The sequence below is a fragment of the Gluconacetobacter sacchari genome (assembly GCF_014174255.1).
Lineage (GTDB): Bacteria > Pseudomonadota > Alphaproteobacteria > Acetobacterales > Acetobacteraceae > Gluconacetobacter > Gluconacetobacter sacchari.
In genome coordinates this window covers 46,109-58,040 of record NZ_JABEQJ010000029.1, presented here as the reverse complement: position 1 = coordinate 58,040, position 11,932 = coordinate 46,109, and the positions used below count along the sequence as shown (strand labels likewise).

General features: G+C 70.4%; 12 protein-coding genes and 3 pseudogenes. 6 read left to right on the top strand and 9 right to left on the bottom strand.

Features of this window, described 5'->3' with window-relative positions:
- Window positions 1-76 (bottom strand): hypothetical protein (locus HLH48_RS23600; protein ID WP_281374963.1); only part of this gene is annotated, 76 nt, incomplete at its 3' end.
- Between the two features lie 203 nt (window positions 77-279).
- Window positions 280-412, bottom strand: a pseudogene (locus tag HLH48_RS18035) (IS3 family transposase); the annotation flags it as partial.
- Here HLH48_RS18035 and HLH48_RS18030 point away from each other — a divergent pair.
- On the top strand, window positions 398-1,252 hold the full coding sequence (locus HLH48_RS18030; protein WP_182998864.1) for an SGNH/GDSL hydrolase family protein: 855 nt from the start codon (window positions 398-400) through the stop codon (window positions 1,250-1,252). The pseudogene HLH48_RS18035 and the gene HLH48_RS18030 overlap by 15 nt on opposite strands.
- A gap of 47 nt (window positions 1,253-1,299) precedes the next feature.
- Here the strand turns inward: HLH48_RS18030 and HLH48_RS23345 are convergent, their stop codons facing one another.
- Window positions 1,300-1,872 (bottom strand): DUF4865 family protein, encoded by a 573-nt coding sequence (locus HLH48_RS23345; RefSeq protein WP_182998863.1) that lies wholly within the window; start codon window positions 1,870-1,872, stop codon window positions 1,300-1,302.
- Between the two features lie 30 nt (window positions 1,873-1,902).
- On the opposite strand from HLH48_RS23345, the gene HLH48_RS18020 reads away from it, so the two are divergent.
- Window positions 1,903-3,153: an O-antigen ligase family protein gene (locus HLH48_RS18020; protein WP_246387476.1), complete on the top strand. Its 1,251-nt coding sequence runs from the start codon at window positions 1,903-1,905 to the stop codon at window positions 3,151-3,153.
- Between the two features lie 24 nt (window positions 3,154-3,177).
- Here the strand turns inward: HLH48_RS18020 and HLH48_RS23595 are convergent, their stop codons facing one another.
- Together HLH48_RS23595 and HLH48_RS23820 are read right to left on the bottom strand one after the other, a co-directional pair.
- A complete protein-coding gene (locus HLH48_RS23595) occupies window positions 3,178-3,309 on the bottom strand; it encodes a hypothetical protein (RefSeq protein WP_264812535.1) in 132 nt (43 codons plus the stop codon).
- Window positions 3,310-3,475: 166 nt separating this feature from the next.
- Window positions 3,476-3,763, bottom strand: a pseudogene (locus HLH48_RS23820) (DUF6622 family protein); the annotation flags it as partial.
- Here HLH48_RS23820 and HLH48_RS23700 point away from each other — a divergent pair.
- Window positions 3,653-4,267 (top strand): annotated as a pseudogene (locus HLH48_RS23700) (LytTR family DNA-binding domain-containing protein); the annotation flags it as partial. The pseudogenes HLH48_RS23820 and HLH48_RS23700 overlap by 111 nt on opposite strands.
- A gap of 35 nt (window positions 4,268-4,302) precedes the next feature.
- On the opposite strand, the gene HLH48_RS18010 reads toward HLH48_RS23700, so the two are convergent.
- Complete coding sequence (locus HLH48_RS18010; protein ID WP_182998861.1) at window positions 4,303-4,707, bottom strand: cytidine deaminase; 405 nt, start codon at window positions 4,705-4,707, stop codon at window positions 4,303-4,305.
- A gap of 121 nt (window positions 4,708-4,828) precedes the next feature.
- Between HLH48_RS18010 and lysA the strand changes: the two genes are divergently transcribed.
- On the top strand, window positions 4,829-6,187 hold the full coding sequence (lysA, locus tag HLH48_RS18005) for a diaminopimelate decarboxylase (protein WP_182998860.1): 1,359 nt from the start codon (window positions 4,829-4,831) through the stop codon (window positions 6,185-6,187).
- A 7-nt stretch (window positions 6,188-6,194) separates the two neighbouring features.
- Complete coding sequence (locus HLH48_RS18000) at window positions 6,195-9,008, top strand: DUF4175 domain-containing protein (RefSeq protein WP_182998859.1); 2,814 nt, start codon at window positions 6,195-6,197, stop codon at window positions 9,006-9,008.
- Window positions 9,009-9,042: 34 nt separating this feature from the next.
- Here HLH48_RS18000 and HLH48_RS17995 read toward each other — a convergent pair whose 3' ends face one another.
- The 3 genes from HLH48_RS17995 to argH are packed head-to-tail and all read right to left on the bottom strand — an operon-like array spanning window position 9,043 to window position 11,273.
- Window positions 9,043-9,639: a D-sedoheptulose-7-phosphate isomerase gene (locus HLH48_RS17995; protein WP_182998858.1), complete on the bottom strand. Its 597-nt coding sequence runs from the start codon at window positions 9,637-9,639 to the stop codon at window positions 9,043-9,045.
- A 54-nt stretch (window positions 9,640-9,693) separates the two neighbouring features.
- On the bottom strand, window positions 9,694-9,846 hold the full coding sequence (locus HLH48_RS17990) for a hypothetical protein (protein WP_182998873.1): 153 nt from the start codon (window positions 9,844-9,846) through the stop codon (window positions 9,694-9,696).
- On the bottom strand, window positions 9,843-11,273 hold the full coding sequence (gene argH, locus HLH48_RS17985) for an argininosuccinate lyase (RefSeq protein ID WP_182998857.1): 1,431 nt from the start codon (window positions 11,271-11,273) through the stop codon (window positions 9,843-9,845). Before argH ends, HLH48_RS17990 begins: the two co-directional genes overlap by 4 nt.
- Window positions 11,274-11,276: 3 nt before the next feature.
- Between argH and HLH48_RS17980 the strand changes: the two genes are divergently transcribed.
- A complete protein-coding gene (locus HLH48_RS17980) occupies window positions 11,277-11,864 on the top strand; it encodes a TlpA family protein disulfide reductase (protein WP_182998856.1) in 588 nt (195 codons plus the stop codon).
- The last annotated feature ends 68 nt before the right edge of the window (window positions 11,865-11,932 follow it).

Genomic DNA, 11,932 nt, shown 5'->3' with positions numbered 1-11,932 from the left:
TCTGCCGGGGATCGAGGGACGGCTGGGCGTCGAACTCGAAGCCGTCGAGTTCCCGCACGAACGGGAACTGCGCCATCTTGCTCGCCATGGCGATGCGGCGCTCGTCACGTCTCACAACCTGACACGTAGTCACCTCGGTACTCTCGAAAAAGCCGGACTCCACGTTCTCGAAGGTCAGCAGGATAAGCAGGGGTGAATTTTTGCTTCGTCATAGGGCTCATCCTTTGAGGGTTTTACTCTCCGGTAAACCCGGGGCGGTTCATACCGATTCAGGCGGCAGGCGCGCCGCTGTGAGTAATCTCGCTCGGTTATCGCCCATCTCACGACGTCCTGCCGTGCAGCCGATCTTGGCGGCGATCGATGTCATCGCTGCCCGTTCCGAGCCGGAATCGGCGCGATGCTCCCCAACCATATCGAGGATTGCATGAAGATTCCGTTCCTGATGACGATCGGCGCGTTGCTGGTCAGTGGTGCTTCCGGTCAATTGCCGGGCGGCATCCGCTATGTGTCGATGGGCAGCTCCTACGCCGCGGGTCCCGGGGTCGGAACGCCCGATCATGCCAGCGGGGCATGCGGACGCTCGATGTCGAACTATGCAAGGCAGGTGGCCGGGTGGCATCACTTCGATCTGGTGGATGTAGCGTGCTCGGGCGCGACGGTCGATACCATCCTCGTCCATGGCCAGCACGGTTTCCCGGCGCAGATCGAAGCGGTGACGCCGGATACGAAGCTGGTCTCGATTCTCATCGGTGGCAACGACGTCGGCTATGTCGGCAACCTGCTTGGCCTGTCATGTCGCGATAGCGGCGGCACGGCCTGCCATGTCGGCGACGCGGCCGAGGTCGCGCGGCGTCTTGCGGCGCTGCCCGGCAGGCTCGACCGGGTGATCGCAGAGGTTCGGCACCGCGCGGCCGGTGCGCGCATCGTCCTTTTAGGCTATCTTCCCGCCGTGCCGGCCAGCGGCGGACGGGACTGTGTGGGACTGCCGCTTTCCCCGGCCGACATCGGGTGGCTGCGCGGCGTGTCGATTCGACTCGCACGGGTCATCGGGCAGGCCGCCGTCCGGAATCACGTCGGTGTGGTGCGGTCGTCTCTGATCGGAGCGGGCCATGATGTCTGCTCGACGACGCCGTTCGTGACCGGCTTCCATCCTCCCCGCAATCCCGGATGGTCGCGCCCCGTGGCGTACCACCCGACCCAGGCCGGCATGGACCGCCTGGCGGCGGCGCTCGACGCGGCCATCGCGGACTGACCGTATTGACGAGGGGCGCGGTCCTGCGGGCGCGAAGAGGCGGTTCATCACGGGCCTTCCCGCGGCAGCGTGTCGAGCAGCGGACGCGATAGATGGGCGATCTGGCAGGCGATGCCCGGTGTGCTTGCCTCGGGCTCGGCCTCGGATAACAGGATACGCACGAATGTCCAGTTTCGCGGATCAAGGCCCAGGACGACTGCGACGATTTCGGAGCGTGTCGCGTAATCCCGCCCCCATGCGGCCTCGCGGGTGAAGGAATCCGTCAGGTCGGCATCGCGTGGAATGGCGCGGTCATCCCGATAGAGGAAGCGGGCTTCGCAGCCGTTGCCTCGGAAGGCGCCGAGCGTGAAAAACGTCTGAATGTCGGCGCGGCCGAATGAATCCGTGACGATCTCGTACCCGCCGCGCAGCAGCCAGTCGCTGAACGTCGTGTCGTGTCGCCAGAGATAGACAGACGAGAAATTGTTGGCGGCGGCGCCGAAGCACCGAAGGCGCTCGATGTCGGGGGGAGGCGGGCCTTCGTGCTCGTGGCGGATCTCAAAAGCTTCATCCGAACGGTCGGGGAATGATCGGATGCGCGAATCGCCGGATGGCGTTATGCGTGGACGATGGTTGAGCACGTCAATGGGCGCCCGGGTGCGTCCGAGAGCATGATGCGATGGATCGCCCTGGCGATGACGCTGACGTTACCGTTCTTTCTGCTGCGGGGACGGGCGATCAGCGACGGATTCATATCCTGCGTCGCCGTGCTGTTCCTGGTGCATTGCGTGCGGACGCGCGATCGCGGCTGGTGGCGGGGTTGGCCGGTCTTCGCCCTGGCGTTCTGGGGCGTGGCCATCCTGTCCTCGGTGATGCATGGCGCCGGCCATGCGGTCGCCGAGGCGTTGGTGCTGGGCCGGTTCCTGCTGTTCTGCGTGGCGTTGGAGCGCTGGGTGCTGCGCGATGGCGCGGCGCGACGGTGGCTGGGGGTGTCGGTGACGGTCGCCGCCCTGTGGCTGGTCGTGGAATGCTGGCAGCAATATCTGCTGGGGACCAACCTGTGGGGCTATCCGCGCTGGGTGGACGGGGCGCTGACCGGGCCGTTCTACAAGCCGCGCGCCGGGGCGGCGCTGCTGATGGTCGTCTTTCCCGGCCTGATGGTCTATGCCACCCGCTGGCTGGAGGCATCGTCCTGGCGCGCGCGGCTGGCCGGTGTGGGCCTGATCATGCTCCTGACGCTGACGATGATCCTGATCGGCCAGCGCATGCCCGCGCTGCTGTTCGGGCTGGGGCTGGCCGTGATGGCCTTGCTGATCCGCCGGTTGCGCTGGCCGGTACTGGCGGCCGCGCTGGCGGGGGGGGCGGGGCTGGCGCTGCTGCCGGTGCTGTCGCCGCCGGCCTATGCCAAGCTGGTCGTCCGCTTCCTGGACCAGATGCATCATTTTTCCGACAGCCCCTATGGGCAGATCTATATCCGTGCCGGAAACATGGTGATGCGGCATCCGTGGCTGGGGTTGGGGGTGGACGGGTTTCGGAATGGCTGTGCCGATCCGGCCTATGTCCGCGACCTGATGGTGTTCGGCCATGTCCTTGCCAGCCGGGGAGCGGCGGTGGGGTGCAACATTCATCCGCATAATATCTATCTGGACGTCGCGACGACGGCGGGGCTGGCGGGACTGGCCTGTTTCGTGGCCATGGTGGCGTGCTGGCTATGGCGGATGGTCCGTGCGCTGTCGCCGGGGCAAGCGCCGCGGCAGGCGATGCTGTGTGTGACGAGCTGCGTGATGCTGTGGCCGCTGGCATCGAGCAGCGCGCTGTTTACCGTGCGCACGGCGGGCTGGATCTTCCTGATGGTTGGGTGGGGGCTGGCGGCCTCGGCCGATATCGCGGGGGAGGGCCGGCCCGATAGCCGCCGCCCGTGAGCGGGCCGGGCTCTCGTGGCGCCTTCAGGCGATGATGGGGCTTTCGTCTTTCCACCGACGGCGGAAGGCCAGGGCCCAGCCCAGGAAATAGCCGGCCATCGCGCCGGAGAGCGCGCCGCGCAGCAGGGCCAGTTCGGGCCGTTGCTCCGGAAGCATCGCCGTTGCCATGCCGATGGTGAATTGCGCGACGAACAGACTGACTATTCCTGACCAGCGGCCAGGGGGTGCCCGCGCGACGCACCAGCCCGCGGACGCGGTCGATCGTCATGTGGAGCGGGCCGATCCGGTAGCCGGCCGGCATCAGGCTGGCCGCGGTCGCCAGCCAGGCCAGGTACGGCGCCGGGCTGGTACCTGATCGTGCGAGCAGACCGGAGGCCCCCCAGGCGATGAAGATGACCGGCATGAGCACGACGCGGCGGAGCGGGACCGTACGGTCCGACAGGGCGCGTAGCCCCTGCCGGACCGGATAGGCCAGCAGAAGCCAGGCCCAGAGCGGGACATGCGAGACGAGCGCGATGTTCCGATGCGATGGTTGCGACGGTACCGGACGTGGGGCTATCGGGTGCGAGGGGGCTCGGGCGCCCGGGTGAACGGCCTGCCGCCTTTTCATGCCTGTCTCCTGACTCTGGGGCTGGCATCCATACCGGCCGTGCCGCTCTGCATGCTGGTGGGCGACGGGACGTTCGGCACGATCCGCGACTTTACCGGGTTCTATGTCGATGCGCTGGGGCTCGGCGTGATCCTGTCGGTCATTCGCCATGGCCTGTGGCGGGAGCGCCCCGTGCAGGGGGAGGTCGTTTCCGCCGGTCCGGCGCCGGGCATGCCGTGCCGCGACTTTCTCCGGCGGCATGCCCCGAAACTGGCGGGGGCGACGCTGCTCGCCCTGGAGGCGGAGGATCATTACCTGCGGATTCATACCGACCAGGGCCAGGTGCTGACGCTGCTTCGCTTGCGCGATGCGATCGGCAGCCTGGGGGTGGGGGCGGGGCTACAGGTGCATCGGTCGTTCTGGGTGGCGGCCGATGCGGCGCCCCGGGCCGTGCGGCAGGGGCAGTCCTGGCGACTGGACCTGCCATCGGGCCTCGGCATTCCCGTCAGCCGGGTACGTGTCGCGGCCTGCCGCGCGGCTGGCTGGCTGGCTGTAGCGGCTCAGCCGGTCGCCAGATCTTCGGGACCGAAGGCGTCGGGCAGCAATTCGGCCAGGGTGCGGACCAGCAGCACCGTGCCGGACGGGTTGACCATGCGGATTCTCAGGTCCGGGGCGCCGAATTCGCGGATTTTCTGGCGGCAGCCGCCGCAGGGCGCGCAGGCGCGGTCGCCGCCGCCGCAGATGACGAGGTCGACGATGCGCCGGCCGCCGGCCGCCACCATGGCTGAGATCGCGCCGCCTTCGGCGCAGAGGCCCTCGGGGTAGGCGGCGTTTTCGGTGTTGCAGCCGACGAAGAGGCGGCCGTCGGCGTCATGCAGCGCGGCGCCGACCAGGAAATGGGAATAGGGGGCGTAGGCATGGATGCGGACGGCGATCGCGGCGTCGATCAGCGTGTCATCGGGCATCGTGGTCTCTCCCTCGGTCTGGCCTGGCTGGTGATGCCTCTATCGGATCGGATCGCGAAAGAACAGCGTGGGGCCGCGACGGGAGCTTGGAACCGGAGCGCGGTGCCGGTATTCTGGGTGCATGCTGGATTTCCCTTCTTCTCCCGCCGGGCAGGACCCGACCGTTGCCGACCTGCTGGCCGCGCGAACGCATCTGTCGATGCACGCGTTCGATGGCCTGGTGCTGGAGGACGTGCCGCTGAATGCGATCGCCGACGCGGTCGGTACGCCGACCTGGGTCATGGGGGCCGGCACCCTGCGGGCGCGCTATCGCCGGCTGGACGATGCGATGCGGGGCGCGGGGCTGGCGCCGTCGATCCATTTCGCGGTGAAGGCGAACGATCATCTGGCCGTGCTGCGCGTGCTGGCCGCCGAGGGGGCGGGGGCCGATGTGGTCAGCGGCGGCGAACTGCGCCGGGCCCGCGCGGCCGGGGTGTCGGCGGCGCGGATCGTCTTTTCGGGCGTCGGCAAGACGCGCGAGGAAATGGCGCTGGCGCTGGCCGAGGAGATCGGCCACATCGCGGTCGAAAGCGCCGAGGAACTGGCGATCCTGTCCGAGGTCGCCGTGTCGTCCGGCCGGGTGGCGCCGATCACGCTGCGGGTGAATCCCGACGTGGACGCGGGGACGCATGAGAAGATCACCACCGGCCTGTCGACCAACAAATTTGGCGTCGCCTATGCCCGCGCCGCCGCGCTGTATGAGCACGCGGCGGGGCTGCCGGGGCTGAGGCCGCTGGGGTTCTCGGTGCATATCGGCAGCCAGGTCGTGGCCATGGCGCCCTACCGCGCCGCATTCGCGCGGGTGGCGGAGTTGGTGCGGGCGGTGCGGGCGCGGGGGCTGACCGTCGGTCTGGTGGATTGCGGCGGCGGGCTGGGTATCCGCTATCGCGATGAGGCCGAGGGGGCGCCGGAGGCGCTGGCCGGGGCGATCCGTGCCGAACTGGGCGCGTTGGACGTGCGGCTGGCGATCGAGCCGGGGCGCTGGCTGGCTGGCCCGGCCGGGCTGTTGCTGTCGCGGGTGATCCTGCGCAAGGCGGGCGCGGATGGATTGCCGTCGTTCCTGGTCCTGGACGCGGCGATGAACGACCTGATGCGGCCCAGCCTTTACGAGGCCTGGCATGGCATCCTGCCGGTTTCGGCCCGGGACGCAACGCGGCCGGTGGAGGCGGTGAATGTGGTGGGGCCGGTGTGCGAGAGCGCGGATTCCTTCGCGGATGGCCGGGTCCTGCCGCGTCTGGAAGAGGGGGCGCGGGTCGCGCTGCTGGATACCGGCGCGTATGGCGCGGTGATGAGTTCCACCTATAACGGCCGGCCGCTGGCGGCCCAGGTGCTGGTCGATGGCGGTCGCTGGTCGGTGATCCGGGCGCGCCAGCCGGCCGAGGGCCTGTGGGCGGCCGACCGGATTCCCGATTGGGTGACGCCCGCCCCGGCGGGCGTCTGAGCGCCGGATGGCGGGCGGGTCCTCCACGTTGCGGGACGGGCGGGTGTCGGCGGGGGCCGTGGTGCCGTTCGCGGTCCGTCTGGCGGCGGCGCGGCATCGGGCACGACTCGTGCTGTGGGTCGAGGCGGCCCGGCCGGTGCTGCTGCCGGTGCTGGGAGGGCTGACCGCCTATCTGATCGCGGGTCTGCTGGGCGGGCCGCAGGCGCTGCCCGATCTGCTGCGCGGGGTGGTCCTGGTCGGGCTGGCCGGTGCCGGCGTGGGGTGGGTCGTGTGGCGCGGGCGGCGGGTGGCGGCGCCGACGGCGGACGCGATCGACCGGCGGATCGAACGTGCATCGGGGATGGCGCATCGCCCGTTGCAGACGCTGGCCGATCATCCGGCGGCCGGCGGCGCCGAGCAGGCGGGATTGTGGGCGGCGCATCTGTGGCGCACCGGCCATGCGATCGGGCGGATGCGGGCCGGTTGGCCGCGCGTGTGGAGCGGGGCGGCCGATCCGTGGCGCCTGGGTATCGTGCTGCCGCTCGCCCTGCTGGCGGCGCTGGGCTGGGCCGGACCGGAGGCGCCGGGGCGGCTGGCGGCCGCGTTCTGGCCGGGGCTGGATGATCCGGGCGCGCCGCGCCCGCATATCCAGGCCTGGATCACCCCGCCGGCCTACGCGCCGGGGGCGCCGGTGTTTCTGGACGAGCGCGCGGGACGGGCGACGGTGCCGCGGGGGGCGGTGCTGAGCGTCAGCATCACGGATCTGCGTGGCCGGCCGAGCCTGCGGGTGGCCGGGGCTGGGGCGGGCCCGGCGGTGGGGGATGAGCGGGTGCGCGCGCTGGGGCCGGGAAGCTGGTCGGCGGAGGTTACGCTGCTGGACAGCGCGTCGCTGGCCCTGCGCGGGCGCGGACGCACCTTCAGCGACTGGACCGTGACGGTTCTGCCCGACATGGCGCCGGTGGTGGCGTGGGGGGTGCGGCCGGGCGCGCCGGACGGTGAGTGGCGCACGCGGCTGCCTTATGCCGCGAAGCAGGCTTATGGCATCGCGTCGCTGCATGCTGAATTGCGGCTGGCGCCGGGCAAGGGCGTGTTGCCCGGGCGGGTGTTGAGCGTGCCGATTCCGCTGGACGGCCGGCCGCGCGATGCCGAGGGGGTCGCCATGCCCGACCTGTCGGCCGATCCCTGGGCCGGCGAGATGGTGGTGGGACGGCTGGTGGCGACCAGCGCCAGCGGGCAGGAGGGCAGCAGCCCGGAGGTGCGGTTTCGGCTCGGCGCGCGTAAATTCACCAGCCCGGTGGCCAAGGCGGTGCTGGATATCCGGCGCCGGTTGGCGCTGGGCCGCGAGGGGGCGGCCGATGGTGCCGCCGACCTGGCGGCGCTGGGGGAGATGCCCGATCCGTTCCAGGCCGATGCGGGCATGCTGCTGAACCTGGCATCGGCCGCCGACCTGCTGGAAAGCCCGGATGTCGCGCCGCAGGCGGCGCTCGATCAGGTGGTGGCGCGGCTGTGGTATCTGGCGCTGGAGATCGAGGATGTCCGCCATGGTGGGCAGGCCGGGGCGCAGGCGGCACTGGAGGTGCGCGCGGCGCAGGATGCGGTGACGGCGCAGTTGAACCGCATGCGGGCCCTGGGCGCGCAGGGCCAGTCGCCCGCCGAGCAGAGTGAATTGCAGCGGCGGATGGAGGCGTTGCGCCAGGCGATTTCGCGCCGGATGCAGGCGCTGGCCCAGCAGGCGCTGCAATCGCACACCGCGATCCCGGACCTGCCGGGGATGACGCAGGACGGCGATCGTGCGCTGTCGAAGATGATGCAGCAGATGCAGGATGCGGCGAAGGAAGGCCGGTCGGCGGATGCGATGCGGATGATGCAGCATATGGAGGATATGCTGGAACATATGCGGACGGCCTCGCCGCAGGACCTGGCGAACCTGGCCGCCCAGATGATGGCGCGCCAGCAGGCGGCCGAGCAGCAGGCGGCCTTGCAGGACCTGATCGGTCGCCAGTCCGGATTGCTCGATCACAGCCAGGGGCGGCTGGACCGGGCGCAGCGGGCGCGCGAGAAGGCCGAGGCCGAGCGCCGTGCGCGGCAGGAGGAGGAGGCGCCGGACACGGATAATGATCTGGCGACGATGCCGGCCGCCGAACTGATGCGCCGTCTGGGCCTGCGCCCGCTCCCGGGCATGCAGGACGGGCAGTCGGGCGGCGCGCCGCCGGCGCGGAGCGGCGCCCCGGCTGGTGCCTCGACCGGGGGGGCGAACACGCCGTCGCCTGCCGGTGGGGCGCCGGGGGATGAGGCCGCGCGGGGCGATGACCGGGCGGTGCAGCGCGCGTTGGGGCGGGCGCTGGAGGAACTGGGGCACGAATTCAAGGGACTGACGGGGAAGGATGCGCCGTCCGGCTTTGCCGATGCCGGGCGGGCGATCCGGGATGCGCGCGCCGCGCTGGCCGGCGGCGACGATTCAGCCGCGGCGGCGGCGCAGCGCAAGGCGTTGGCCGACCTGCAAAAGGGCGACCAGCAGATGCGCCAGGCAATGAAGGGATCGGGCGGCGGCGGCATGACCAGCTTCCTGCCCGGTTTCTCGAACAGTTCCGGCGGGGGCAAGCCGGGTGAGGGCGACGATTCCGGCGAGAGCGCGCGGGAGGGGCAGAAGGGCGACCGCGATCCGCTGGGCCGGCAGACCGGCGAGGGCAAGGAGGGCATGGATGCCGATACCCATGTCCCCGACGCCGTATCGCGCGAGCGGGCCCGCGAGATCGAGCAGGAACTGCGTCGCCGCGACTCCGACCGCACCCGGCCGCGCGAGGAACTGGACTATCTGGACCGGCTGCTGAAAACCTTCTGAAAGACCGCGCCGGCCGGTGCGCGGGATTAACGGACTACGCGTTGTTCGGGTACAGCGTGGTTTCCACGATCGCGCATATCAGGTGGCCGATGGTGATATGCGCCTCCTGGATATGGTTGGTGCGCGCGTCCGGCACCGCGATCAGGATGTCGCTGAGTTCGGCCATGGCGCCGCCATGCTGCCCCGTCAGCCCGACCGTGCGGACGCCCATCGTGCGGGCCAGCGCGAAGGCGTTGACGACGTTGCGGCTGTTGCCGCTGGTCGAAAGCCCGACCAGGACATCGCCCTGTCGGCCGATTCCCTTCAACTGGCGGGAAAATACGGTCTCGTAGCCGAAATCGTTGCTGATCGCGGTCAGGGAAGAGGTGTCGACCGTCAGCGAAAGCGCGGGCATCGGCTCGCGATCGGTCAGGAACCGCCCCAGCAGTTCCGCCGCGAGATGCTGGGCATCGGCTGCCGAGCCGCCATTGCCGCAGAAAAGAATCTTGCCGCCCGCGCGGAGGGATTCGATCCAGAGATCGGCGGCCTGGCCGATCGGCGCCGCCAGCGACGTTATCGCGGAGATGACGGCCTGTGCCTGGTCGACATAGGCGGCGACAGTCTGGTGATGCGAGGAAGGGATGTCGGACATGGCGTGCCTTGTTGCGGCCGAAGTGCGGGGTCGGGGATCGGAGCGGGCAGGGGCCTAGTCGGGACTGGGGTAGGTGCGCGGATACGTCATGTGCGAGGCCGGGCCGGGGGCGGAGGGGGCGCCCTTCTTGCCGCAGGCCGCGAGGCCCGCCAGCAGCAGCGCCACGCCGAGCATCGTACCGAGGGCGCGCATCGGGCGGCGCGTCATGGCGCGTCGCCCAGCGCGGCCAGCCAGCGTTCGGCCTGGGCGCGGACATTGTCCGGGGCGGTGCCGCCCTCGCTGGTGCGCGAGGCGAGCGAGGCCTCGACGGTGAGGACCGAGAAGATGTCCTGCGTGATGCCGGGTTCCTCGGCCTGCATGTCGGCCAGCGACAGGTCGGCCAGATCGACGCCCCGGCTTTCGGCCAGCGCCACCAGGCGGCCGGTGACGTGGTGGGCGGTGCGGAAGGGCAGCTTGAGCACGCGGACCAGCCAGTCCGCGAGGTCGGTGGCGGTGGAGAAGCCGGAGCCCGCATAGGCGCGCATGCGCCCGGTATCCGCCGTCAGGTCGCGGATCATGCCGTCGCAGGCGGCCAGCGACAGGGCGGCGGCGTCGGTGGCGGCGAAGACCGGCTCCTTGTCCTCCTGCATGTCCTTGGCGTAGGCCAGCGGCAGGCCCTTCATCACCGTCAGCAGACCGACCAGCGCGCCGGTGACGCGGCCGATCTTGGCGCGCACCAGTTCCGCCGCGTCGGGGTTGCGCTTCTGCGGCATGATCGACGAGCCGGTAGTGAAGGCGTCGGACAGGCGGATGAAGGCGAAGGGGGCCGAGCACCAGATCACGATTTCCTCGGACAGGCGCGACAAATGCATGGCCATGATCGACAGCGCCGAAAGATATTCCAGCGCGAAATCGCGGTCGGACACCGCGTCGAGCGAATTGGCGGTCGGGCGGTCGAAGTCCAGCGCCCGTGCCGTCATCCGCCGGTCGATCGGGAAGGAGGTGCCGGCCAGGGCGGCGGAACCCAGCGGGCACTCGTTCAGACGGCGGCGCGTATCGGCCAGGCGGCCGCGATCGCGGGCCAGCATCTCCACATAGGCCATCAGGTGATGGCCGAAGGTGACGGGCTGGGCGGTTTGCAGGTGGGTGAAGCCCGGCATCGGGTCGGCGGCGTGTTCGCGCGCGCGGCGGGCGAGGGCGCGCATCAGCGCGGCGACCTGGCCGTCCAGCCCGTCGATGGCGTCGCGCACCCAGAGGCGGAAATCGGTGGCGACCTGGTCGTTGCGCGAGCGGGCGGTGTGCAGGCGCTTGCCGGCCTCGCCGATCCGCTCGGACAGGCGGGCCTCGATATTCATGTGGATATCTTCCAGCAGCGGGCTGAAATCGAACCGGCCGGCGGCGATCTCCTGCCCGATTCCGGTCAGGCCGCGCCGGATCTCGGCCTCGTCGCCGGCGCTGATGATGCCGGTCTTGGCCAGCATCGCGGCGTGGGCCAGCGAACCTGCGATATCCTGCCGCCACAGGGCCTTGTCGAAGCCGATCGAGGCATTGATGTCCTGCATGATGGCCGAGGGGCCACCCGCGAACCGACCGCCCCATTGGACATTCGCCCGTGCGGAGTCATTGTCGGTCGCATGTTCATCGTTCACAGACATGCCATGCCCCAGATCCTGTCGAAAACCGTCGGTCGACGCGCGTTGCTCGTCGATGGCGGCACCCTACTGGCCGCTTGGGCCGGGTGCAATTCCATCCTTGCACCGTCGGCGCGGGCCCAGGAGGCGGTGCCGGCCGACCTGCCGTCGCGTCGGACGGCCGCGCCGCGTCCGTTGCCGGACCTGGGCTTTGTCGACGGATCCGGGGCGGCGCGGCATCTGGCCGACTGGCACGGGCGGATCGTGGTGCTGAACCTGTGGGCCACCTGGTGCCAGCCCTGCGTCGCGGAGATGCCGGCGCTGGCGGCGCTGGCGCGGCAGGTGGCGCCGGCGGGGGATATCGCGGTGCTGCCGGTCTCGATCGACCATGGGGGGGTGGATCTGGTGCGGCGGTTCTATCGCACGCATGCGATCGAGGGCCTGCCGGTGCTGTGCGACCCGGACATGCGGATCCCGACCGCGTTGCGCGAGGAGGGGGTGCCGGTGACGCTGGTGATCGATCGGGCGGGACGCGAGGTTGCGCGGATTGTCGGGCCGGTGCGCTGGGACCCGGCAACGACGCCCGCGCGTTTGCGCTCCTTGGCCAACGGATGAGGCAGGACGGCTTTCGCGGTGCCGGGGCGCGGGGTAGAAGCGGGCTGGGCCGGATGATCGGGTGAGGG

Coding starts and splice junctions, on each gene's coding strand:
- HLH48_RS18030 (WP_182998864.1), top strand. CDS start 398: ATGCTCCCCAACCATATCGAGGATTGCATGAAGATTCCGTTCCTGATG.
- HLH48_RS18020 (WP_246387476.1), top strand. CDS start 1,903: ATGATGCGATGGATCGCCCTGGCGATGACGCTGACGTTACCGTTCTTT.
- HLH48_RS23595 (WP_264812535.1), bottom strand. CDS start 3,309: ATGCTTCCGGAGCAACGGCCCGAACTGGCCCTGCTGCGCGGCGCGCTC.
- HLH48_RS18010 (WP_182998861.1), bottom strand. CDS start 4,707: ATGCCCGATGACACGCTGATCGACGCCGCGATCGCCGTCCGCATCCAT.
- lysA (WP_182998860.1), top strand. CDS start 4,829: ATGCTGGATTTCCCTTCTTCTCCCGCCGGGCAGGACCCGACCGTTGCC.
- HLH48_RS18000 (WP_182998859.1), top strand. CDS start 6,195: ATGGCGGGCGGGTCCTCCACGTTGCGGGACGGGCGGGTGTCGGCGGGG.
- HLH48_RS17995 (WP_182998858.1), bottom strand. CDS start 9,639: ATGTCCGACATCCCTTCCTCGCATCACCAGACTGTCGCCGCCTATGTC.
- HLH48_RS17990 (WP_182998873.1), bottom strand. CDS start 9,846: ATGACGCGCCGCCCGATGCGCGCCCTCGGTACGATGCTCGGCGTGGCG.
- argH (WP_182998857.1), bottom strand. CDS start 11,273: ATGTCTGTGAACGATGAACATGCGACCGACAATGACTCCGCACGGGCG.
- HLH48_RS17980 (WP_182998856.1), top strand. CDS start 11,277: ATGCCCCAGATCCTGTCGAAAACCGTCGGTCGACGCGCGTTGCTCGTC.